This window comes from Pseudomonas sp. W2Jun17 (genome assembly GCF_023127795.1).
Lineage (GTDB): Bacteria > Pseudomonadota > Gammaproteobacteria > Pseudomonadales > Pseudomonadaceae > Aquipseudomonas > Aquipseudomonas synxantha_A.
On the sequence record NZ_SPKO01000032.1, the window covers coordinates 25,378 to 48,690 of the forward strand.

Sequence of the window (23,313 nt, forward strand, 5' to 3'; positions counted from 1 at the left end):
GTTGCCATGCGTTGGGTCTGTATCGTATTCCCGCAATTGGCGCTGGACGGGGCGCAGCGTGTGCATCCCGAACCTGACCAGCCTCTGGCACTGCTGGCCGGCACGCCGCAGCGGCGTGTGCTGCAAACCGTCAACGCCGCCGCCCGTGCCCTGGGCTTGCGCCCTGGTCAATCGTTGACGGCAGCCCATGCCCTGGCCAAGGGCTTTGCCTGTGTGGAATACGACCCTCTGGAAATCGAGCGCTTGCAGCAGTTGCTTGCCGCCTGGGCCTACCGTTTCAGTTCCCAGGTCAGCCTGTATTACCCGCGCGCCTTGTTGTTCGAGATCGAATCGAGCCTGGGCCTGTTCGGGCCCTGGTCGCAGTTCGAGGCGCGCTTGCGCAAGGAGTTGACCGACCTTGGCTTTCGTCACCGCATCGTCGCAGCGCCCAATCCGGCGGCGGCGCGGGTGTTGGCAAACCTTTACGATGGCCTGGCCGTGGCCGATGACAACGCCTTGATGCAGGCCCTGGCGCCACTGCCTGTCGACCGCGCCGGTCTTGACCCGCAGGCCGCCACCGCCTTGTCACGCATGGGCCTGCGCACCCTGGCCCAGGTGCAGGCATTGCCGCGGCATACCCTGGCGCGACGCTTTGACGCCAGCCTGCTCAAGCACCTCGACGCCCTGAGCGGGCAACGCCCCTTGGCCCTGGCGTTCTATCAGCCGCCGGACCAGTTCGAGGCGCGCATCGAGTTGAACTTCGATGTGCAATCCCACCAGGCCTTGCTGTTTCCATTGCGGCGCTTGACCGGCGACTTGTCGGCCTTCCTTTGCGGGCGCGACAGTGGCGTGCAGCGCTTTGACCTGCACCTGGAACATGCCCAGGCGCCCGACAGCGTGATCAAGGTGGGCTTGCTCAGTGCCGAGCGTGAGCCTTTGATGCTGTTCGAACTGGCCCGTGGCCGCCTGGAACAGGTCCAGGTCACCTCGCCGGTGCGCGGTTTGCGTCTGGTGGCCGAGGACTTGCCGGTGTTCGTGCCCCAGCGCCAGGACCTGTTCGACGACCGCCCGCAGCAAACCCTGCCGTGGGAACAATTGCGCGAACGCTTGCGTGCGCGCCTGGGGGATGAGGCGGTGCAGGGCCTGCGCTTTCACGCTGACCATCGTCCCGAATGCGCCTGGCAAGCCGCGACCGACAGCCGTCCATGCCCGAGCTTGAACAAGGTGCGGCGCCCCGGCTGGTTGCTGTCCGAACCGACGCTGCTGGCCGAGCAGGGCGTGCACATTCTGATGGGCCCGGAGCGCATCGAATCCGGCTGGTGGGATGGCGCCGATATCCGCCGCGACTATTACCTGATCCAGACCCGCGCCGGCCAGCAAGGCTGGGCCTACCGCAATGTGGGGTGCAGCGATGGACTGTGGCTGCAAGGCTGGTTTGCATGAGCTCTGTAGGGGCGAGTAGCGCATGAGTTACGCCGAACTGCATTGTCTGTCCAACTTCAGCTTCCAGCGCGGTGCCTCCAGTGCACTGGAGTTGTTCCAGCGGGCCAAACACCAGGGCTACAGCGCCCTGGCAATCACTGATGAATGCACCTTGTCGGGCATCGTACGGGCCTGGCAAGCAGCGAAAGCGGTGGATTTGCCGCTGATTATCGGCAGTGAAGTGCGCATCGAAAACGGCCCCAAACTGGTGCTGCTGGTGCAAGACCTCAACGGCTACCAGCATCTGTGCCGTCTGATCACCCTGGCCCGTCGCCGTGCTGAAAAAGGCCGTTACCGCCTGCTGCAGGAAGACTTCGAGCAACCATTGCCCGGCCTGTTGGCGCTGTGGGTGGCGCAGGACCATGACACCCAGGCCTCGATCCAATGGCTGTGCCGCACTTTCAACGGGCGCCTGTGGCTGGCAGTGCAGTTGCATTGCGGCCAGGACGATGGGCGTCACCTGGAGCAGCGCCTGGACCTGGCCGCCCGGTTGCAGATCCCGGCGGTGGCTTGCGGCGATGTGCACATGCATGCTCGTGGCCGCCGTGCCCTGCAAGACACCATGACCGCCATCCGCCATCACGTCGCGGTGGCCGACGCCGGTACCTTGTTGCATCCCAATGGCGAGCGGCACTTGCGCAGCCTCGATGCCCTGACCGCGCTGTACCCGCAAGCGCTGCTTGACGAAACCCTGGCGATTGCGCGGCGTTGTACCTTCGACCTCAGCCAGTTGCGCTATCACTACCCACGCGAACTGGTGCCGACAGGTCATGACGCCGCCTCCTGGTTGCGTGCGGTGACCGAAGAAGGCATTGCCCGGCGCTGGCCCGAGGGCGTCGATGCCAAGACCTTGCAGCAGATCGACAAGGAGCTGCTGCTGATCAGCGAGTTGGGCTACGAAAGTTATTTCCTCACGGTGCACGACATCGTGCGCTTCGCCCGCAGCCGCTCGATCCTGTGTCAGGGCCGTGGCTCGGCGGCCAATTCGGCGGTGTGTTTTGCCTTGGGTATCACCGAAATCAACCCGAGCTTGAGCGACTTGCTGTTCGAGCGCTTCCTTTCCAAAGAGCGCAATGAACCGCCGGACATCGACGTAGACTTCGAGCACGAGCGCCGCGAAGAAGTGCTGCAATACGTATTCCAGCGCTACGGCCGCAATCGTGCAGCGTTGACGGCGGTGGTCAGCAGCTACCACGCCGCCGGCGCAGTGCGCGATGTAGCCAAGGCCCTCGGGCTGCCACCAGACCAGATCAACGCGTTGGCCGACTGCTGCGGGCGCTGGAGTGATGACGCGCCACCTCTTGAACGTCTGCGTGAAAGCGGTTTCGATCCGGACAGCCCACTGCTGCGCCGCGTGTTGACGCTCACCCGGCAACTGATCGGCTTTCCCCGGCACCTGTCCCAGCACCCCGGCGGTTTCGTGATTTCCGAATACCCGCTGGACACCCTGGTGCCAGTGGAAAATGCGGCCATGGCCGAGCGCACCATCATCCAGTGGGACAAGGATGACCTCGACGCCGTCGGCCTGCTCAAGGTGGATATCCTCGCCCTCGGTATGCTCAGCGCAATCCGCCGCTGTTTCGATTTGTTGCGTCGGCATCGCAACCTGGATTTGAGCCTGGCAGGCATCCCAAAGGAGGATCCGGCGACCTACGCCATGATCAGCAAGGCTGACACCATCGGCGTGTTCCAGATCGAATCGCGGGCGCAGATGTCGATGTTGCCCAGGCTCAAGCCGCAAACGTTCTATGACCTGGTGATCGAAGTCGCCATCGTGCGCCCTGGGCCGATTCAGGGCGGCATGGTGCATCCGTATTTGCGCCGCAGAAACAAAGAGGAAGCAGAAACCTATCCTTCACCCGAATTGGAGGCCGTGCTTAAACGCACCCTGGGTATCCCTTTGTTCCAGGAACAAGTGATGCAGATCGCGATGGTCGCCGCCGACTACAGCCCTGGCGAGGCCGACCAGTTGCGCCGCTCCATGGCCGCCTGGAAACGTCACGGCGGCCTGGAGCCGCACCAGAAGCGCCTGCGCGACGGTATGCTGGGCAACGGCTACACCGAAGCCTTTGCCGCGCAGATTTTCGAGCAGATCAAAGGCTTTGGCAGCTATGGTTTCCCCGAGTCCCACGCGGCCAGTTTTGCCCTGTTGACCTACGCCAGTTGCTGGCTCAAATGCCATGAACCGGCGGCCTTTGCCTGCGCCCTGATCAATAGCTGGCCCATGGGTTTCTACAGCCCGGACCAGATTCTGCAGGACGCCCGGCGCCATCGCTTGCAGATTCGCCCGGTGGATGTGCAGGCCAGTGACTGGGATTGCAGCCTGGAGCCCATCGATGGCCAGCAACCGGCGATTCGTATGGGCTTGCGCATGATCTCGGGGTTTCGCGAGGACGACGGGCGGCGTATCGAAGCCGCACGCCACCGGCAACCGTTCAGCGACATCGCCGACCTGGACGCACGCGCCGGCCTGGATGCCCGGGCCCAGGCGCTGCTGGCGGATGCCGGTGCATTGCGCGCCCTGGCCGGCAACCGACACCAGGCGCGCTGGGACGTGGCCGGTGTGCACAAGCAGCTCGGCTTGTTTGCCGGCCAGCCAGGTCAGGATGAAACCGTGGTGGCATTACCCGCGCCCAGCGTAGGCGAGGACCTGCAAGCCGATTACGCCACGCTGGGCACCACCCTTGGGCCGCACCCCTTGGCCTTGTTGCGCGCCGAGCTGCGCAAGCGACGCTGCCGCAGTTCCCAAGAGTTGCTGGCGGTGGAGCATGGGCGCAATGTGAGCATCGCCGGGTTGGTGACCGGTCGCCAGCGCCCTGGTACGGCCAGTGGCGTGACCTTTGTCACCCTCGAAGATGAATTCGGCAACCTCAATGTAGTGGTCTGGCGCGACCTGGCCGAGCGCCAGCGCCGTGCGCTGGTGGGGTCGCGCCTGCTCAAGGTGGATGGGCGCTGGGAGGCGGTGGGCGAGGTGCGGCATTTGATCGCAGGGCGCCTGACCGATTTGACGCCGCTGTTGGATGGCATGGTGGTGCGCAGCCGGGATTTTCATTGAGTTCAGTGGTTTCTGCATTCCAGCGTACACAAGATGAAACCATCCACCGTCGGCGCGCTCCAAAACTTGCGATCGTCCTCTCCTGCGCACAGAGCCCAATGATGCAATTTTTATCCAACCCCCACGGCTGTGAAGGCTGGGCCGGCGAAATGGCTCAGCGGATACGCACCTTTGACTGGTCAACTACCGACCTTGGCCCTTTGGATCAGTGGTCCACAAGCCTGGCTTGCACCGTGCAAATGATGCTGGCCTCACCCGTACCGATGGTGATGCTGTGGGGGCGGGCGGGGTACATGATCTACAACGACAGCTATTCGGCATTTGCCGGCGGGCGCCATCCTTACCTGTTGGGCACGCCGGTGGAACTGGGCTGGCCGGAAGTGGCCGAGTTCAATCGGCATGTGGTGGATACGTGCCTGGCGGGCGGTACCTTGTCGTTCAATAACAAGGAACTGGTGTTGTCGCGTCACGGCCGACCGGAAAGCGTGTGGCTGGACCTCTACTACAGCCCGGTGGCGGGTGACAACCAGCAGCCGGCCGGCGTGCTGGCGATTGTGGTGGAAACCACCGAGCTGGTGAAGTCCGAGCGGGTGCGCCAGGAGCTTACCCATAATCTGGAGCAACGCGTGGCCGCCGAGGTGCAGGCGCGCTCTGCCGCCGAAGACCAGTTGCGCCAGTCACAAAAGCTGGAAGCGATTGGCGGCCTGACCGGGGGCGTGGCCCATGACTTCAATAACCTGCTGCAAGTGATCGCCGGCAATCTGCATTTGCTTGCCCGGCATGAGCCGGACAATTGCCAGGTGCAACGTCGCGTGACCGCGGCCATCGCGGCAGTCGAGCGTGGGGCCAAGTTGTCATCGCAATTGCTGGCGTTTGCCCGTCGCCAACCGTTATCACCCGCGGTGTACAACCCGCAGCGCATCTATGCCGGCCTGGGCGAGTTGCTGCAACGGGCGCTGGGGGAAACCATCCATATCGACGTGCAATTACCCCAGGACTCCTAGTGCATCAATGTCGACCGCAACCAGCTGGAGAACGCGTTGCTCAACCTGGCAATCAACGCCCGGGATGCCATGCAGGGCGAGGGGTGATTCGGATCACCGGGGAAAACGTCATCCTCAACCCTGACGATTGCATCGGCAAAAGCATCAAGCCTGGCGAGTATGTGCGCCTGGCGGTGGCCGACACCGGTGTGGGCATGTCCCAGGCCACCCTCAAGCGCGCCTTCGAACCCTTCTTTACCACCAAACGCGAAGGCTACGGCACCGGTCTGGGGTTGAGCATGGTGTTTGGTTTTGTGCGCCAAAGCGGCGGGCATGTGGATATGTGGAGCGAGGAGGGCAAGGGCTCACTGGTGCAGATGTACTTCCCCCACAGCCTGGAGCCCGAGTGCCTCGACGACTACAGTGACGTGGACCCGCAAGGTGGCGGCCAGGAAACCATCCTGGTGGTCGAGGACAACGAAGGCGTGCGCCTGACGGTGGTCGAGTTGCTGCAGCAGTCAGGTTATACCGTACTGACCGCCGAAGATGGCGACCGCGCGATGCAGGTGTTGCAGCGCGGCGCAGCGCCGGACCTGATCTTCACCGACGTGGTGATGCCAGGCCGGGTCAAGAGCACTGACCTGGCCACTTGGGCGCGTACGCAGAACCCGCCGGTGGCGGTGCTGTTCACCTCCGGCCACACCCGCGACATCCTGTCCTCCAATCATTTGCTCGGCGCCGACATCCACTTGCTGAGCAAACCCTACAGCCCCGAGGCCCTGACTCAACGCGTGCGCAGGGTGCTCAGTGCAAGACAAGGTTGCCCATGACATCACAGCGCAACATCCCTGCGGTTACCGCCCAGCAACCGGGCTTTGTCAGGGTGCGTGGCGCCCGTGAACATAATCTGCGTAACGTCGATGTGGATATTCCACGCGATGCCCTGGTGGTGTTTACCGGGGTATCCGGCTCCGGCAAATCGTCCCTGGCGTTTTCCACCGTGTATGCCGAGGCGCAACGTCGCTATTTCGAATCGGTGGCGCCCTATGCGCGACGCTTGATCGACCAGGTGGGCGTGCCGGATGTGGACAGCATCGAGGGCTTGCCGCCGGCGGTGGCCCTGCAACAGCAACGCGGCACGCCGAGTGCGCGCTCTTCGGTGGGCAGCGTCACCACGCTGTCGAGCTTGATCCGTATGCTGTATTCACGCGCCGGCAGCTACCCGCCGGGGCAGGCCATGCTGTATGCCGAGGACTTTTCCCCGAACCTGCCCCAGGGCGCGTGCCCGCAATGCCATGGCTTGGGCCGCGTGTATGAAGTGACCGAAGCGCTGATGGTGCCCGATCCGTCCTTGACCATCCGCCAGCGTGCGGTGGCGTCCTGGCCGCTGGCCTGGCAGGGCCAGAACTTGCGCGACATCCTTGTGACCCTGGGCTATGACGTTGACATCCCCTGGCGTGACCTGCCGAAAAAACAGCGCGACTGGATCCTGTTCACCGAAGAAACCCCCACCGTGCCGGTATACGCCGGCTTTACCCCGCAGCAGACCCGCGATGCGTTGAAACGCAAGCTCGAACCCAGCTACCAGGGCACTTTCAGCGGCGCACGGCGCTACATCCTGCACACCTTCGCCCATACCCAAAGCGCGCTCATGAAAAAGCGTGTGTCGCAGTTCATGCAAGGCAGTGCCTGCCCGTTATGCCACGGCAAGCGCCTGACCCAGGCGGCACTGTCGGTGAAGTTTGCCGGGGTGGATATTGGAGAGTTGTCGCAACTGTCCCTGGCGCAATTGGCCCAATTGCTGCGGCCGGTGGCGGCGGGGCAGGACAAGATGAAATTGTCGGTGGAAAAGCGCCTGGCAGCCCAACGCATCGCCCAGGACTTGCTCGAGCGGGTGAACACCCTGATCGAGTTGGGCCTGGGCTATCTGTCGCTGGAACGCAGCACGCCGACCTTGTCCTCCGGAGAGTTGCAGCGTTTGCGCCTGGCGACCCAGTTGGGCTCACAGCTGTTCGGCGTCATCTATGTGCTGGACGAGCCCTCGGCGGGCCTGCATCCGGCGGATGGCGAAGCGTTGTTCAGTGCGCTTGAGCGCTTGAAGGCCGCGGGCAATTCATTGTTTGTAGTGGAGCACGACCTGGAAACCATGCGCCGCGCCGACTGGTTGATCGACGTGGGCCCGGCAGCCGGTGAACATGGCGGGCAGGTGCTGTACAGTGGGCCGCCTGCGGGGTTGGAGGCTATCGAGGCGTCGCAGACCCGTGAATACCTGTTTGCTCCACAGCGCCCGGCCAACGTGGCGCGGCGCGAGCCCACTGCCTGGCTGAAGCTCGAAGGGGTGACGCGCAATAACCTCGATGACCTGAAGGTGGAATTCCCGCTGGGCTGCTTTACTGCGGTAACCGGTATTTCCGGCTCGGGCAAATCCAGCCTGGTCAGCCAGGCGTTGCTGGAACTGGTGGCCACGGGCCTTGGGCGCGTGCTGGAAAATGACGACGAGCCAAGCCTGGAAGACGCCGCACCGCAAGCCAGTGGCGGGCGCATCAGTGCCGGGCTGGTACACATTCGCCGCCTGGTGCAGGTGGACCAGAAACCTATCGGCCGCACGCCGCGCTCTAACCTGGCGACCTACACCGGGCTGTTCGACAACGTGCGCAAGCTGTTCGCCGCTACGCCGGCGGCCAAGAAACGCGCTTACGACGCCGGGCAGTTTTCGTTCAATGTCGCCAAGGGCCGGTGCCCGAACTGCGAGGGTGAAGGCTTTGTCAGCGTTGAGCTGCTGTTTATGCCCAGCGTGTACGCGCCGTGCCCCACTTGCCACGGTGCGCGTTACAACCCCGAGACCTTGGCGATCAAATGGCAGGGTTTGAACATCGCCCAGGTACTGGGCTTGACGGTCGAGCAGGCAGTGGAAGTCTTTGCCGAGCAGCCTGGCGTACTGCGCTCGTTGCAGGTGCTGCGCGATATCGGCCTGGGCTATCTGCGCCTTGGCCAGCCGGCCACCGAACTGTCCGGCGGTGAAGCCCAGCGCATCAAGCTCGCCAGCGAACTGCAACGCAACGCCCGCGGCGCTACGTTGTATGTGCTCGACGAGCCGACCACCGGCTTGCACCCCAAGGATGTCGACCGCTTGCTCAGCCAGTTGAATCAACTGGTCGATGCGGGGCATACCGTGGTTGTGGTCGAGCATGAGATGCGCGTGGTGGCCCAGAGTGACTGGGTCATTGATATCGGGCCGGGGGCAGGGGACCTGGGCGGGAAGGTGGTGGCGTGTGGTACGCCGCACAAGGTTGCCAAAAGCAAGCACAGCCGAACCGCGCCTTATCTAACCCAGGCGCTGATCTAGCAGTTGTTGATGACCAAATGTGGGAGGGAGCAAGCCCCCTCCCACATTAAGCCAAGCGCTAGTCAGTGAGGTTATGCTGGATCTGCTCCTTGGCCAGCTTCACCACATTCTCCACGGTAAACCCGAACTTCTCCTGCAACTTGGCCAATGGCGCCGACGCGCCAAAGCTGTTCATCACCACCTTGGCACCGGTTTGCCCGACATAGCGATCCCAACCCAGGGGCCCCGCCTGTTCCACCACCACCCGCGCTTTTATCGCAGGCGGCAAGACGCCGTCGCGGTAGGCTTGATCCTGGCCTTCAAACAACTCCCAACTCGGCATCGATACCACTTGCGCGGCCACGCCTTCGCCCTTGAGTTGCTCGTAGGCAGCCACCGCCAGGCTGACCTCACTGCCTGTCGCGATCAGAATGACTTCAGGCTTATCCGCAGCGGCCAGCACATAGGCACCTTTGGCCGCACCGGAGGCGCACGCATACTGGGTGCGGTCCAGGGTTGGCAGCGCCTGGCGCGACAGCACCACGCAGCTTGGCCGATGGGTTTGCGCCAGGGCCACCTTCCACAACTCCAGGGTTTCATTGGCGTCGCCCGGGCGCAGAGTCAGCAGCCCTGGCGTGGCGCGCAGTTGGGTCAGGTGTTCGATCGGTTGGTGCGTCGGCCCGTCTTCACCCACGCCGATGGAGTCATGGGTAAACACGAAAATCACCGGCAATTCCATGATCGCCGCCAGGCGGATCGGTGGCTTCATATAGTCGCTGAACACCAGGAAGGTCGAGGTGTACGGGCGCAGGTAGGACAACGCCATGCCATTGGCAATTGCGCCCATGGCGTGCTCGCGGATGCCGAAGTGCAGGTTTCGCCCGCTGTAGTCATCGGCGCTGAAGCGCCCGGCGCCGTCGAACGTCAGGTTGGTTTTGGTCGACGGCGACAGATCCGCCGAGCCGCCCAGCAACCAGGGGATCTGTTGGGCGAAGGCATTCAATACCTCGCCGCCGGAGGCCCGGCTGGCGACGCCCTTGGCATCGGCGGCGAAGCTGGGCAGGTGCGCCTGCCATTGCTCGGGCATTTCGCCGGCGCGCATTCGGTGCAGTTCATCGGCCCGTTGCGGGTCGAGGGATGCCAGGGTCTGGTTCCATTCGGCGAACAGCGGTTCGGCGCGTTCGTAGAGGGCATCGCGCAGTACCGTGCGGGCTTCGTCGGGCACCAGGAAGTTCGAATCCTGCGGCCAGCCATAGGCAGCCTTGGTCAGGCGAATCTCGTCTTCGCCCAGAGGCTCGCCGTGGGCGGCGGCGGTGTTGTGTTTGTGCGGCGAGCCATAGCCGATCACGCTGTCGACCACGATCAGGGTCGGCGCGCCGGTATTGGCCTTGAAGGTTTCCAGCGCCACGCTCAACGCCTGCAAGTCATTGGCGTCGGTGACGTGCTGGGTGTGCCAGCCGTAGGCCTGGAAGCGCTTGATCACGTCTTCGCTGAAGGCCAGTTCAGTGTGGCCCTCGATGCTGATGGTGTTGTTGTCGTAGATCCAGCACAGGTTATCCAGCTTCAAGTGGCCGGCCATCGAGGCCGCCTCGCTGCTGATGCCTTCCATCATGTCGCCGTCACCACACAGGGTGTAGACGTCGTAGTCGAACAGTACCTGGCCGTCGCGGTTGAAGCGCTCGGCCAGCCAACGCTGGGCCATGGCCATGCCCACGCTGTTGGCGCAGCCCTGGCCGAGCGGGCCGGTGGTGGTTTCCACGCCGGTGGTCATGCGGTATTCGGGGTGGCCTGGGGTCTTGGAACCCATCTGCCGGAACTGCTTGATATCGTCGAGGCTGATGGCCGGCTGGCCGGAGCGCTGGCCGTGGGCGTCAATCTCCACCACACCGGCCAGATGCAACAGCGAATACAGCAGCATCGACGCATGCCCCACTGACAACACAAAACGGTCACGGTTAGGCCAATCGGGATGTTCGGGGTGATAACGCAGGAAGCGACTCCACAACGTATAACCCACCGGCGCCAGGCCCATGGGCGTGCCCGGATGCCCCGAATTGGCCTTCTGTACAGCGTCCATGGCCAGGGTGCGAAGCGTGTTGATGCATTGAGTGTCGGCAGCAGTGGCAGCGTGATTCATGAAACCTGTCTCCCTCGGGTGGCGATCTACAGTGGAGGGCAGGGCACGGCAAAGGTTTGATCCCATCGCATGCTGCACGACGAACGGGACTGTATTGACCTCAAACATGACAAGACCCATTGGAATGGGCTAGCTTCAAGGGCGTAGACCATTGATCAATTTGTGGAGGTACGCCATGCCAGTGAAACACGACCTGTATGAGGACTTGGGTGTCAGCAAGGAAGACGTTCACAAGCGCAGGGCGGACGACAAACGGCTGGATTCGCTGCTCACTCAATATGACGATGCCGACGCGAATGTGCTGGAGGCGGAAAAAGCCAGTGCCAGCGATGAGAAAGTGGAAAACCTGAAGAAGAAACGGCTGCTGATCAAGGACGAAATCGCCGGGCGATTAGGCTAGGCGCAAAACGGCAATATTTGTTCAGATTTGTATGCGGGACATCGCAGGACTGTGTCTTTATGATGCGCCCCGTCCACCCGGCTCTGGGGACTGTTGCGGCGCAAGGATTGTGCCGCTGAGCCGGGGAGGACACCCTATTTCAGGCCAGCAGTGTGCCCAGGCATTCATCAATGGAGCGCTGCTGCGTCTCGCCGTAAAGCTGCAACTCATCAATCGTCTTGCGCCCCAGCGCCTGTTCGAATTGCGCCTGGTTGGCGTTGGCCGCGTAATGACTCTGCGCCGCATCCCCCAGGTTTGACTGGAAAATCCCCGCCGCACTGACCGGCAGAAAATCCTCATACACCAATGGCTCCACCGCCACGTGATCGGCGTTGACCAGCGCTTGCAACGTTCGCGGCTGCTCGGGCTGGCCGCGTGCCGCCAGGCCTTTTGCGGTAACGAAGTAACGAAAGTACGCCAGGCCCTGCTCGCGCATCTGTGCGGGGGTATCCGGGAACGCCGTAAAGTGCCGTTCCATCAATTGCACATAACGCTCGGCGTTGGCCTCGTTGGGGAACGCGCCGAGTTCATCGCGGGCGGCGTTCAGCAGTTGGTCGTACAGGGCGCGGCCTTTAGGCGTGAGCGCTACACCGCGTTGTTCGATTTCGCCAAAGCGTGCGCTGTGGCTGCCGTGGGCGTCGGTGAACGCGATCGGTTCGTCGAGCGCCTTGAAGCTGGTCTGGCGCAGCAGGATCGGGCAATGGCGCCGTGGTGGGCCTTCGATCACGGCTTTGGGCGTAATGCCTTTGCCGGGCATGGCGGCCTGTACCTGGTCGATGTCCAGGGTGCGTGGCGTGAGATGGTTGATATGCGGGCCCCTGAAGGCGACCACGTCGGCGATCAGGCGGTGCTGGTTGCTCAGTTGCTCGTATTGCGCGCCTGTCACGGTGGCGGTGTTATGCCAGCGGAACGTCTCCAGCGCCTCGTCGATGAAAGCCTGGGCGTCGCGGGCATTCAAGCCGCCCTGTGTTTCGGCCTGTTCGATCAGCGCCAGGGCGCCGGGGGTGAAGATCGAGCGCTTGGCCAGGGCACTTTCGGCGAAAGCGCGCAGCTCCAGGTTTTCGATCAGCTCTAGGCGCAGCAGCGAGGTGAACACCCGGAACGGGCTGGTTTGCAGCGCGTGCTCATGCACGGCGCGAAAGGCCGTGGAATGCACCGGCACACCGGCGGGGGTGAGGTCGTAGTAGCCCACCGGTTGCATGCCCATGACCGCGAACAGGCGGCTGATGGTCGCCAGTTCTGCGGCAGTGCCCAGGCGGATGGCGCCATGGCGCTCCATGTCCAGGCGCTGGATTTCTCCGGTACGCTGCAACTGCTGCACCAGCTCAGGTTGGCTGTCGAGTACGCGCGCATTGGTTTGGGCCACCAGTTCCAGCAGCGCGCCGTACAGAGGTACTTCATCGCGGTACATGTCGGACATGGCCTTGGAAAAGCCCTTGCGGATCTCATCGGGGCTGACATGTGCAGTGGCGTGCATAGAAAAATTCCTGATGGCTGTGGCGAGCAAAATGACCTTTGCCCGATTTTGTTGAGGCGCAGGCCGGCTTGCAAACGAAGATTCTTCTGGACTTCATTCTGCAAATGAATGAGATGCCATGAACAGGAGCAAACCCAGCCCCAGCGGCTTGTCAACGCCTGGTGCTGTGAGTCTTCATGTGCAACCGGGCACCATTGGGTTCTACACTGCGCCTCACTGTGTAGGTGATGGAGGACTCAATGACGGCCGTACCCGCAAACCGCCTGCTTGACACGATTGAAGGCCAGCGCCTGGCGACGCAAGATGCCGAGCGTTGGCGTGAGTGGGGCCCGTACTTGAGCGAACGCCAGTGGGGCACCGTGCGCGAAGACTACAGCGCCGATGGCGACGCCTGGGCCTACTTCCCCCATGAGCAGGCGCGCAGCCGCGCTTATCGCTGGGGCGAGGACGGCCTGGCCGGTTTCAGCGACAAGGCACAACGCTGGTGCCTGGGCCTGGCGCTGTGGAACGAACGGGATGCGATCCTCAAGGAGCGCCTGTTCGGCCTCAATAACGCTGAAGGCAACCACGGTGAAGACGTCAAGGAACTGTACTTTTTCGTCGATGGCGTACCGAGCCATGCCTACATGCGCATGCTCTACAAATACCCCCATGCCGCCTTTCCCTATGCCGACCTGATCGCTGAAAACGCTCGCCGTGGGCTGGGCGATACCGAGTATGAAATCCTTGATACCGGCGTGTTTGAAGACAACCGTTACTGCGACATCAGCGTCGAATACGCCAAGCACCAGCCCGACGATATTTTCATGCGTGTCACCGTGCACAACCGCTCGGAGCAGCCGACACGTCTGCAGGTGCTGCCCCAGTTGTGGGCGCGCAATGACTGGAGCTGGACCTTTGATGCGCCCAAACCCAGGTTGACGCTGGACGGCGACCGCGTGCTCGCCCGTCATCATGAGATGGACGATCGCCAGCTCACCGCCTGGGGCCAGGATGGGTGGCAATGGTTGTTCTGCGAAAACGAGAGCAACTTCGCCAAACTGGGCGGGCAGCCGACGTCCGGGCCGTTCAAGGATGGCATCAACGATTACGTGGTGGAGGGTGATCAAGGGGCCATTCGCGGTGACGCGGGCACCAAGGTGGCGGCGCGATTCAGTCTTGAATTAGCGGGCCTGGAAAGCAAAAGCCTCTATCTGCGCTTTGCCCCTCTGGACGCCCCCGAGGTCAACGCACGCAAGTTGTTCGAACAGCGCCGCCGCGAGGCCGATGACTTCTACGCAGCCCTGCAACAGGGTATCGCCAATGACGATGCGCGCAATGTGCAGCGCCAGGCCCTGGCCGGCTTGCTGTGGTCCAAGCAGTTGTACTATTTCGACGTCAACCAGTGGCTCGACGGTGATCCGGCCCAGCCTGCGCCGCCGCCCGAGCGTTTGCATATCCGTAATACCCATTGGCGCCACCTGTCCAACTTCGACATCCTGTCCATGCCCGATACCTGGGAATACCCGTGGTACGCCTCCTGGGACCAAGGCTTCCAGGCGGTGGCCATGGCGCTGATCGATCCCGGCTACGCCAAGCAACAGCTGCTGTTGCTGGTTAAAGACCGTTTCATGCACCCCAACGGCCAATTGCCCGCCTACGAATGGCGCTTCGACGATGCCAACCCGCCAGTGCATGCCTGGGCCAGCTGGCGCGTGTATCAGCAAGACAAGGCGCTGACCGGCGTGGGCGATATGGACTTTCTGGAGCGGATCTTCCACAAGCTGCTGCTGAATTTTTCCTGGTGGGTCAACCGCAAGGACGCTGAAGGCCGCAACCTGTTCCAGGGTGGTTTTCTGGGCCTGGACAATATCGCCTTGTTCGACCGCTCGGCCACGCTGCCGCCGGGTTACCAGTTGGACCAGGCCGATGGCACTGCCTGGGTCGCGGCCTATGCCCTGGATCTGATGCGCATCGGGCTGGAGCTGGCCAAGCGCAACGCCGTGTACGTGGACATTGCGGTAAAGTTTTTCGAGCACTTCCTGTATATCGCCGGCGCCATCAACCGCGTCGATGACAGTGCCGAAGGCTTGTGGGATGAGCAGGACCTGTTCTTCTACGACGTACTGCACCGTCCCGACGGCCAGAGCGAACCGGTGCGTTTGCGGTCTATCGTCGGCCTGATGCCGCTGTTCGCTGTGCTGGTGCTGGAACAGCGCGAACATGAAGGCTTGGAAGGCCTGCGCGAGCGTCTGCTGGGGTTTATGCATCACCGGCCCGACCTGGCCAAACTGGTCTCGCGCTGGAACGAACCGGGGCAGGGCAATCGCCTGTTGTTGGCGTTGCTGCGTGGCGAGCGTACCAAGGATTTGCTGCGCCGCATGTTGGATGACCAGGAGTTCTTGTCGACCTTCGGTGTGCGCGCCTTGTCCAAGACCTTTGCAGAGCAACCCCTGGCGCTGAAGATGAATGGCGACACCCTGTGCGCCAGTTACCAGCCCGGCGAATCCGACTCTCGCCTGTACGGCGGCAACTCCAATTGGCGCGGGCCGCTGTGGATGCCGGTGAACTACATGCTGATCGAATCGCTGCGCGAATTTCACCGCTACTACGCGGATAACTTCTCAGTGGAATACCCCACAGGCAGCGGCTATCTGGCGTCGCTGGAAGACGTGGCCGACAGCCTCAGCCAGCGCCTGACCGGATTATTCCTGCGCGATGAAAATGGCCTGCGGCCATCCATGGCAGGGTATGCGCAGCTGGAGGCGGACCCGGCCAGCCGCGATCTGGTGTTGTTTCATGAATACTTTCATGGCGAGACAGGGCGAGGGTTGGGGGCGTCGCACCAGACGGGGTGGAGCGCCCTGGTCGCCTTGCTGCTGCAGCCAAAGGTCTAGCACCCATGGCGCGCATAGGTATCGGTATCTACACCCCTTTGGCGCCGCGCCGCGTGCGCTCGATCTCTTCAAGCAAGCTATCTATGCCCGCCAGGCGTGCGCGGTTGTCATGTTCCCAAGGGTGAAACCCCGGTTTGAAATAATGCAGCCACGGCCTGAGCATCCGCGGGAATACGCCCTTGGGGCCGTACAAGTACTTGACCATGCGCCACAGCCCCTTCACCGTGCCGCCCGAGCTGCGGTCGGCAATCAGCAGCCGCACGTGGAAGTCCAGCACCACTAGCCAGAACATGACGGTGGTGGTCAGCATGGTGCCGGTGCGCAGCAGGTAGCGTGCGGGGCCGGGTTTGATTACCTGGTTCCATACATCGAAGGCTACGGCTTTATGTTCGGTTTCTTCCAAGGCGTGCCAATACCACATCTGCTGGTAACCCTTGAGTGAATCACCAAAGCGCGAGGGGTCGCTCAACAGGATTTCCGCCAGCATCGCAGTGTAGTGCTCAAGGGCGATGGTCACCGCCAGGTTGAACGACGGCGGCAGGTGTTTCTTCTGCAAGTCGAGGAAGAACTTCAGGCGTCGGTCGAGGGTGTGCGCCGGCAAGCCCGCCGCTTGCAGCAGGTCGTTATAGGCCACATGTTCGCGGCTGTGCATGGCCTCCTGGCCTATGAAACCCTGGATTTCCTTTTTCAGTTCGGGATCGTCGATCTGCCCGCGGTAGTGGCGCACGCTGTCCATGAAAAACAGCTCGCCCTGGGGAAACAGCAACGACAGGGCGTTGAAGAAGTGGCTGATCACCGGCCCTTGTTCATGCCAGTCTTTGATGCGCTCGGCAGGCAAGGCAAAACGGATATCGCGACGGATCGGCAACATGCTGCGTCCTCCTGTTCAGAGATGGGACTGGTCGTTGGTTTCAAAGACCTGTGTGCGCGGCTTGGGCGCCATGCGTTTGCTGGCAAACACCACCAGTGCCTGATAGGCCGACGGCAGGCAACGGGCGAGCAGGTCGAGAAAATAGGCGTCGCGGCCGATCAGCACACGGCGCTTGTTTTTGCGTACACCTTGCAGGATTACTTTGGCGGCCTGGTCGGCGTCGGTAATGAACAGCTTTTCGAAATCGGCGCGGGCCTGTTGTTCGCTGTGGATGAGAAAACCGGTCATGTTCGCGTCGATGCGGCTGCTGCGGCAGATATCAGTACGAATACCACCGGGGTGCACACAGGTGGCCGATACGCCGCAGCGTTGCAGGTCGAGTTCCTGGCGCAGAGCCTCGGTGAACCCGCGCACAGCAAACTTGGTGGCGTTGTAACCGCTCATGCCGGGTTGGGCGAACAGGCCGAACACGCTGGAAGTATTGACTATGTGGCCTTCGCCGCTGGCCTTGAGATACGGCAGGAACGCCTTGGTGCCATGCACCACGCCCCAGAAGTTGATGCCGACGATCCATTCCAGGTCGGCGTAGTCCACGCCTTCGACGGTACTCGACAGCGCCACCCCGGCATTGTTGAACACCAGGTTGACCTGGCCATGTTCCGCGGCACAGCGTGCAGCCCAATCCTGCATGGCTTGGCGGTCAGAGACGTCCAGCACCTGCGTGGTAACGGTCACGGGGGACAAGGTCGATGTGCGGATCAGCTCCAAGGTCTGTTCCAACCCCTGGCTGTTCTTGTCGGCCAAGGCCAGGTGGCAGCCTTCGCGTGCCAAGGCTAAAGCCAATGCGCGGCCCATGCCGGAGGCTGCACCGGTGATCGCCGCAACGCGGCCATTGAATGACTTCATGACAGGCTGCCTTCTGTTGCGGAGTGAGGGGCTGGTACGGGACGTGGCAGAGCGGGCGCCGGCAACGGGCTGGCGACGTAGTCCTTGAGCGCAAAGTGACGGGTGAGCTGTTTGAAACGCCAGGTAGAACCGGGCCACAGCGTGGTGTTCTTGCCGGTGCGTGGGTCCAGGTACCAGCTCTGGCAGCCGCCGGTGTTCCAGATGGTGCGCTTGAGCTTGTCCTGCAACTGGTGGTTGTAGGCGTGTTCTACGGCGGGTTTGACCTCGACCGTGGCAATGCGCTGGAGCCGCATATGTTTCAAGGCATCGAGGATGTAGGTGACCTGAGCTTCGATCATCAGGATCATCGAGTTATGCCCCAGGCCGGTGTTGGGTCCGACGATCAGAAACAGGTTGGGATAGCCCGGCACGGTGGTGCCTTTGAAGGCATGGGCGCCGTCGCTCCAGGCGTCCATCAGGTCGATGCCGTCGCGGCCGATGATGCAGTCTCGCGGCAAGGGGTCGCTGGCCTGGAAGCCGGTGCCGAAGATCAGGCAGTCAGCGGGATGCTTGATCCCGTCGGCGGTGATCACACCGTCAGCTTCGATGCGCAGCACCCTGTCGGTGACCACCTCGACATTACTGCGCGACAGCGCCGGGTAGTAGTCATTGGAGATCAGCACGCGCTTGCAGCCGATGGTGTAGTCCGGCGTCAGCGTCTTGCGCAGGGAAGGGCGGGCCACTTGTTTGCGCAGATGACGCAGGGCGATTTTCTGCACCATCTTCATCAGGCGTGGGTGCAAGGCAAAACCCACCACCCGGCCTTCCAGTGCCCAATAAAACGCGCCGCGCACCAGCTTTTGGGTGAACGGCAAGTGTTTGAACAGCCAGCGTTCAAGCGTTGAAATCGGCCGGTCCGGTTTGGGCATGATCCAGGGCGGCGTGCGCTGGAACAGGTCCAGGTGCGCCACCTGTGGCGCGATCTGCGGCACGAACTGGATGGCACTGGCGCCGGTGCCGATCACGGCCACGCGCTTGCCTTTCAAAGAGTAGTCATGGTCCCACTGCTGGGAGTGAAAACGCTTGCCCTTGAAGCTGTCCAGCCCCGGGATATCCGGCAGCGCCGGGCGAGACAGCCCGCCCATGGCCGAGACCAGCACCCGTGCGCTGACTTGGCGGCCATTGCTGAAGCTCAGGTGCCAGCGCTGCTGTTGCTCATCAAACACCGCACGTTGCAGGGCCATGCCAAAACGCAGGTAGGGCGCCAGCTCAAAACGTGTGGCGCAGTGTTCCAGATAGGCGCGGATCTCAGGTTGTGTCGCGAACTGTCGCGACCAGTTCGGGTTAGGCGCAAAGGAAAATGAATACACATGGGACTGCACGTCACAGGCGCAACCCGGGTAGTGGTTATCGCGCCAGGTACCGCCGAGGGTCTCGGCCTGTTCGGCGATGAAGAAGTCGGTGAGCCCGGCCTCCTTGAGCTTGATCGCCATACACAGGCCAGCGAATCCCGAGCCAATGATGGCAATGTCAATTGAATCACTGTGGGCAGTCATGGGCGTGCCTCATAGATAGAAAGCGGGTGGGCATCGGATGTGCTCCTCTTTTTGTTTTGTCTTTTAGATAGAACACCATTGCAAAGGAAAATTGAATTAATTATTTTAAAAAAAGATTTTAAATAATCTACCTGAAAATTTCGCCTACGCTAGGACCTTGTTCCGCATGTGCGATTTGTCCGACGGACGAGCGTGGTATGCAGGGCGTCCAGGTCCAAGGGGTGGACGATGGCTGAGGCCCTGATCAATTCCGGTCGGGTCGCCAGCAGCAGGGAAGCAGAGGACCGAGCTATGGCTGTGGAATGGGTTGTCGCTGCGGGTGTGCTGGCCGGCGCCAGCGCGGCGTTATGGGGCTTGAGTGCCTGGATGACGCGGCGCATTGAAGCGCGGGTTCCGATCAACGGGCGTTTCGTCGAGGTGGATGGCGAGCGCTTTCATTATGTCGAAGAGGGCAAGGGCCCGCCGCTGGTGATGATCCACGGGCTGATGGGCAGCAGCCGTAACCTCACGTATGCCTTGTCCGGTCAGTTGCGAGAGCATTTTCGCGTGATCACCCTTGACCGGCCGGGGTCCGGCTATTCCAGCCGACACAGCGGCACGGCCGCAGACTTACCGGGCCAGGCCCGACAAATCGCGGCCTTTATCGACACGCTCGACCTGGGCAAGCCGTTGGTGCTGGGCCATTCCCTGGGTGGCGCGGTTGCTCTGGCGCTGGCCCTCGACCATCCCCATGCGGTATCCGGGTTGGTACTGGTAGCGCCTTTGACTCACCCGCAACGCATGTTGCCGCTGGTGTTCCTGTCATTATCGGTGCGCCCGGCCTGGCTGCGACGCTGGATGGCCCACACCCTGACGATGCCCGTTGGCCTGCTGAGTAAAAATGCAGTGGTCAAAGGCGTCTTCGGCCCCGATGCCGCACCGCCGGACTTCGCCACCCGGGGCGGCGGGCTGCTGGGCATGCGTCCAGACAACTTCTATGCCGCGTCCACCGAAATCAACCGGGTCAACGACCACCTGCCCGACATGGTCAAGCGCTACCCGCAACTGACCTTGCCCATCGGGCTGATCTATGGCACCCGCGACAAGGTGCTCGACTTTCAGAAACACGGCCAGGCCCTGGCGAGCAAGGTGCCAGGGCTGAAAATGCAAGTGGTCGAAGGCTGTGGGCATATGTTGCCGATCACCGCGACAGAGCGAGTGGTGGCGCTGGTGGAGCAGGTCGCCAAGCGCGTCAGGCCCGGGGCAGGCATCCGGCTGTTGCACCCTCCCAAGGCTCTGGCGAGTAGATAAGGGTGCACCCGACTCGCGGTTCAAAGGCGTTGATGCCTGTCCTAGACACCTCACCAGACGGCTGAAAAAGAGACTGCCCGGTCACGGTAAAAAGGGCGGGAGAAACTAGTTGACGACCTAACGATTCCGCGCTATTTATTTAAAAAAATTATTTCAATGTGTAATTTGAAATTATTTTTGAAATGCCTAAGAGCGAATAAAATAATGAAAAAAACGCCTTTTATCGCATGGTTGATTTCTCGGGGCAGTCAGCGCTCCGTAAACCTGTTTGCTGCCCCAATGCACACTGAATGTGTACGGAGGTTGCCATGAATCAGACCCTGGCCGCCCCGCACGTCTGGACCGACGCAAAGCGCCACCTGTGGTGGCTCGGCATCATGCCACTGGCAACCCCCTTGCTCTCCGGCGCCCTGGCGATCGGCACCGGCGTACAGCAATTGTGGTGGGTGGGTGTGCTGGTGATCTTCGGCTTGATCCCCCTGATCGACGGCCTGCTCGGCGAAGATGTCAGCAACCCGCCTGAATCTGCCGTCAGCAACCTTGAATCCCAACGTTACTATCGCTGGATCGTCTACACCGGCGTGCTGTTTGTGATCTCTTCAGTGATTATCACCGGCTGGCTGGCCGCCGGTGGCATCGACTGGATCATCAACGGCGGCCTGCTGAACGCCACGGCCACACTTGAGCCGTCGAGCTGGCTGGCCAAGGCTGCTGCATTCGTCACCGCACGCACTGAACTGCATGGCCACATCAGCGTGTTCACTTACCTGGGTATGGCAATGTCCACCGGCGCTGCCACGGGCATCGCGATCAACACCGCCCATGAACTGGGGCACAAACCCAAGCCCCTGGAAGTGTTCCTGGCCAAGGTCACCCTGGCGCCGACGTTCTACGGGCACTTCTACACCGAACATAACCGCGGCCATCACGTTCGGGTCGCCACCCCGGAAGATCCCGCCAGTTCGCGGCTGGGGGAAAGTTTTTGGGCATTCCTGCCGCGTTCGGTGTGGTTCAGCGCCGTGTCGGCCTGGAACCTGGAGCGCGAACGCCTGCGCAAACTCGGTTTGCCGGCCTTGCACTGGAAGAACGCCGTGCTCAGTGCCTGGATGTACAGCGTGGTGTTGTGGGGCGCGATGATTGCCTGGTTGGGCGCGGCGGTGATTCCGTTCCTGATCATCCAGGGCATCTACGGGTTCTCGTTGCTGGAAGTGGTGAACTACGTCGAGCATTACGGCCTCAAGCGCCAGAAGTTGCCCAATGGCCGTTACGAACGCTGCTCGCCACGCCATTCATGGAACAGTAACCGGATTGTCACCAATATCTTCCTGTTCCAACTTCAGCGGCATTCCGATCACCATGCCAACCCCACGCGCAGTTATCAGTCGTTGCGCCACTTCGATGAGTCACCGCAACTTCCGTATGGTTACGCGAGCATGATTGTCTGGGCCTATGTGCCTTACTTGTGGCGACGTCGTATGGACCATCGGGTACTCAATCATTATGCCGGGGATATCACCCTGACCAATCTTCAACCGTCACAGCGTTTGAAGTATCTGGAGAAGTACAGCAACAGCGCCAAGCCGTTTTGAGATGAAGTAAGCAGTACAGGCGTACTCGGGATCTGTGTATCGCGCAGGTCCTTGTCGCCCCCAGTATCAGGTGCAAGAACGTGGTTTGACCCTACAAAAATAATTTCAAGGGAAGGACGTACACCATGCAAAGTTCTGCCAAGTTCACCGCCCATATCCTGCTGGCAGCGATGGGCCTGATTGTTTATCACCAGGCCCAGGCTGCCCGTATCGAACCTGCCGGCAGTGCCTTCACGGCTCAAGGGCCCATCAGCTTTTCCAAAGGCAAGCTGATCAGCGCCGACTGCACGATCAAGGTGGCCGGCAAGGTCGCGGCCGATGGCTCATCGGTGAATGTCGATAAAGTCGAGTTTGACGGTGGCCTCAAATGCAGTCGTGTCGAAGCGATCAATTTGCCCTGGGTGCTGGTCGCCAAAGATACAAAGAGTGGCTCGATGTCCAGGATCAGCGTCGATGTGCACGCCTTTGGCCTGGGCGGCAAGTGCGGCCCTTCAACCGCCGACGGTACTTGGGATAACGCCACCGGCAAGTTGGAAGCCGCCAATGTTGCTATTGGCGAAGACTGCAAGATCAACACGGTATCCATCAAGATGCCGCCCAACTTCAAAGTGGTCGAATAAACCGTTCCAACTGTTGCAGCGGTAAATGCATTGAAATTTGGCTGGAAAGGGAAGTTCTGCAGTTTCACCGTGACCTCTCGATCATGGCCATTACCCCTGGCGAAATGAATCGCCATAACATGTGAGGAAAAACAATGAAAAGCTTGAAAACTCTCGTGTCGTTGACTGCCCTGGCTGTTTGCATGGGTGCTGCTTCGATGGCCAATGCGGCTTCAATCAGCCCGGAAGGCCCTTTCACCACGACCGCAGGCTCCATCGTGGTGCAGTCACCGTCGTCGTTCGGGGGCTCTGTGACCTGTGGCATTACCTTCAGCGGCAATGTCAGCGGCGGCGTTGCAACTATCAACAATGCCTCGCTGACCGGCGGTGGCCTGTGTGCATTGCCCACCTTGAAAAGCATCCCGTCGCCAGGCTGGAAGCTGACGGCCTTGTCGGGCACTACCGGCCAAGTAGAGAACGTTGGTTACACCATTAAAAAGACCATCGTAATCCCAGGTACCGACTGCGGTCCATCCACTATCAGCGTGGCCTGGAATGCTGCGACTCACACGCTTACGGCTGCCAACCAGGCTCTGAGCGGTGGCTGCAACGTGGTCTCGCTGACCACCACTGCTGCTGGCCTGACCGTCAATCCATAACGGCTGCTTGTTGCTGGATAAAGGGTTGATCACCCGCTGAAAGGCCGGTACCTCGCCAGAGGTGCCGGCTGACGTGGAAAGCCGGCCATGCCGGGAGCGCATAATAATAAG

14 protein-coding genes and 1 pseudogene are annotated in these 23,313 nt (G+C 61.6%); 10 read left to right on the forward strand and 5 right to left on the reverse strand.

The window, feature by feature from the left end; all coding sequences use genetic code 11:
- The first annotated feature begins 6 nt into the window (after positions 1-6).
- The 4 genes and pseudogenes from E4O98_RS19500 to uvrA all read left to right on the forward strand — a co-directional run bounded on the left by E4O98_RS19500 (position 7) and on the right by uvrA (position 8,845).
- Complete coding sequence (locus tag E4O98_RS19500) at positions 7-1,422, forward strand: DNA polymerase Y family protein (RefSeq protein WP_032880794.1); 1,416 nt, start codon at positions 7-9, stop codon at positions 1,420-1,422.
- Between the two features lie 22 nt (positions 1,423-1,444).
- Positions 1,445-4,516, forward strand: a complete 3,072-nt coding sequence (locus tag E4O98_RS19505; RefSeq protein WP_223018841.1) for an error-prone DNA polymerase — start codon at positions 1,445-1,447, stop codon at positions 4,514-4,516.
- 101 nt (positions 4,517-4,617) lie between these two features.
- Positions 4,618-6,329 (forward strand): annotated as a pseudogene (locus E4O98_RS19510) (ATP-binding protein).
- Complete coding sequence (gene uvrA / locus E4O98_RS19515; RefSeq protein ID WP_248136022.1) at positions 6,326-8,845, forward strand: excinuclease ABC subunit UvrA; 2,520 nt, start codon at positions 6,326-6,328, stop codon at positions 8,843-8,845. The pseudogene E4O98_RS19510 and the gene uvrA overlap by 4 nt, the downstream one beginning before the upstream one ends.
- 58 nt (positions 8,846-8,903) lie before the next feature.
- On the opposite strand, the gene tkt is transcribed toward uvrA, so the two are convergent.
- Complete coding sequence (gene tkt, locus E4O98_RS19520) at positions 8,904-10,961, reverse strand: transketolase (RefSeq protein ID WP_248136024.1); 2,058 nt, start codon at positions 10,959-10,961, stop codon at positions 8,904-8,906.
- Positions 10,962-11,136: 175 nt separating this feature from the next.
- On the opposite strand from tkt, the gene E4O98_RS19525 reads away from it, so the two are divergent.
- On the forward strand, positions 11,137-11,361 hold the full coding sequence (locus E4O98_RS19525) for a DUF465 domain-containing protein (protein ID WP_032880801.1): 225 nt from the start codon (positions 11,137-11,139) through the stop codon (positions 11,359-11,361).
- Between the two features lie 139 nt (positions 11,362-11,500).
- Here the strand turns inward: E4O98_RS19525 and E4O98_RS19530 are convergent, their stop codons facing one another.
- Positions 11,501-12,877, reverse strand: a complete 1,377-nt coding sequence (locus E4O98_RS19530) for a VOC family protein (protein WP_005787810.1) — start codon at positions 12,875-12,877, stop codon at positions 11,501-11,503.
- A 239-nt stretch (positions 12,878-13,116) separates the two neighbouring features.
- Between E4O98_RS19530 and E4O98_RS19535 the strand changes: the two genes are divergently transcribed.
- Positions 13,117-15,753, forward strand: a complete 2,637-nt coding sequence (locus E4O98_RS19535; RefSeq protein ID WP_216091256.1) for a glucosidase — start codon at positions 13,117-13,119, stop codon at positions 15,751-15,753.
- A gap of 28 nt (positions 15,754-15,781) precedes the next feature.
- Here the strand turns inward: E4O98_RS19535 and E4O98_RS19540 are convergent, their stop codons facing one another.
- Genes E4O98_RS19540 through E4O98_RS19550 form a run of 3 tightly spaced genes read right to left on the reverse strand, consistent with a single transcriptional unit; the run spans position 15,782 to position 19,065 of the window.
- Positions 15,782-16,624 carry a metal-dependent hydrolase gene (locus E4O98_RS19540; RefSeq protein ID WP_248136026.1) on the reverse strand — a complete coding sequence of 281 codons (843 nt, stop codon included), beginning with the start codon at positions 16,622-16,624 and terminating at the stop codon, positions 15,782-15,784.
- Positions 16,625-16,639: 15 nt separating this feature from the next.
- Complete coding sequence (locus tag E4O98_RS19545; protein WP_248136028.1) at positions 16,640-17,530, reverse strand: SDR family NAD(P)-dependent oxidoreductase; 891 nt, start codon at positions 17,528-17,530, stop codon at positions 16,640-16,642.
- Positions 17,527-19,065 carry an NAD(P)/FAD-dependent oxidoreductase gene (locus E4O98_RS19550; RefSeq protein ID WP_248136031.1) on the reverse strand — a complete coding sequence of 513 codons (1,539 nt, stop codon included), beginning with the start codon at positions 19,063-19,065 and terminating at the stop codon, positions 17,527-17,529. Before E4O98_RS19550 ends, E4O98_RS19545 begins: the two co-directional genes overlap by 4 nt.
- 291 nt (positions 19,066-19,356) lie before the next feature.
- Between E4O98_RS19550 and E4O98_RS19555 the strand changes: the two genes are divergently transcribed.
- The 4 genes from E4O98_RS19555 (at position 19,357) to praB (ending at position 23,202) form a co-directional block, all read left to right on the forward strand.
- On the forward strand, positions 19,357-20,355 hold the full coding sequence (locus E4O98_RS19555; protein WP_032881324.1) for an alpha/beta hydrolase: 999 nt from the start codon (positions 19,357-19,359) through the stop codon (positions 20,353-20,355).
- A 308-nt stretch (positions 20,356-20,663) separates the two neighbouring features.
- Entirely contained in the window at positions 20,664-21,944 is a 1,281-nt protein-coding gene (locus tag E4O98_RS19560) for an alkane 1-monooxygenase (RefSeq protein ID WP_032880808.1), read from the forward strand.
- A 125-nt stretch (positions 21,945-22,069) separates the two neighbouring features.
- Entirely contained in the window at positions 22,070-22,564 is a 495-nt protein-coding gene (gene praA, locus E4O98_RS19565; RefSeq protein WP_078821199.1) for an alkane oxidation protein activator PraA, read from the forward strand.
- Between the two features lie 134 nt (positions 22,565-22,698).
- Positions 22,699-23,202 (forward strand): alkane oxidation protein activator PraB, encoded by a 504-nt coding sequence (praB, locus tag E4O98_RS19570; RefSeq protein WP_228308462.1) that lies wholly within the window; start codon positions 22,699-22,701, stop codon positions 23,200-23,202.
- The last annotated feature ends 111 nt before the right edge of the window (positions 23,203-23,313 follow it).

Excerpts from the sequence above, each read along its gene's own strand:
- E4O98_RS19500 (WP_032880794.1), top strand. The coding sequence starts at position 7 with ATGCGTTGGGTCTGTATCGTATTCCCGCAATTGGCGCTGGACGGGGCG.
- E4O98_RS19505 (WP_223018841.1), top strand. The coding sequence starts at position 1,445 with ATGAGTTACGCCGAACTGCATTGTCTGTCCAACTTCAGCTTCCAGCGC.
- uvrA (WP_248136022.1), top strand. The coding sequence starts at position 6,326 with ATGACATCACAGCGCAACATCCCTGCGGTTACCGCCCAGCAACCGGGC.
- tkt (WP_248136024.1), bottom strand. The coding sequence starts at position 10,961 with ATGAATCACGCTGCCACTGCTGCCGACACTCAATGCATCAACACGCTT.
- E4O98_RS19525 (WP_032880801.1), top strand. The coding sequence starts at position 11,137 with ATGCCAGTGAAACACGACCTGTATGAGGACTTGGGTGTCAGCAAGGAA.
- E4O98_RS19530 (WP_005787810.1), bottom strand. The coding sequence starts at position 12,877 with ATGCACGCCACTGCACATGTCAGCCCCGATGAGATCCGCAAGGGCTTT.
- E4O98_RS19535 (WP_216091256.1), top strand. The coding sequence starts at position 13,117 with ATGACGGCCGTACCCGCAAACCGCCTGCTTGACACGATTGAAGGCCAG.
- E4O98_RS19540 (WP_248136026.1), bottom strand. The coding sequence starts at position 16,624 with ATGTTGCCGATCCGTCGCGATATCCGTTTTGCCTTGCCTGCCGAGCGC.
- E4O98_RS19545 (WP_248136028.1), bottom strand. The coding sequence starts at position 17,530 with ATGAAGTCATTCAATGGCCGCGTTGCGGCGATCACCGGTGCAGCCTCC.
- E4O98_RS19550 (WP_248136031.1), bottom strand. The coding sequence starts at position 19,065 with ATGACTGCCCACAGTGATTCAATTGACATTGCCATCATTGGCTCGGGA.
- E4O98_RS19555 (WP_032881324.1), top strand. The coding sequence starts at position 19,357 with ATGGCTGTGGAATGGGTTGTCGCTGCGGGTGTGCTGGCCGGCGCCAGC.
- E4O98_RS19560 (WP_032880808.1), top strand. The coding sequence starts at position 20,664 with ATGAATCAGACCCTGGCCGCCCCGCACGTCTGGACCGACGCAAAGCGC.
- praA (WP_078821199.1), top strand. The coding sequence starts at position 22,070 with ATGCAAAGTTCTGCCAAGTTCACCGCCCATATCCTGCTGGCAGCGATG.
- praB (WP_228308462.1), top strand. The coding sequence starts at position 22,699 with ATGAAAAGCTTGAAAACTCTCGTGTCGTTGACTGCCCTGGCTGTTTGC.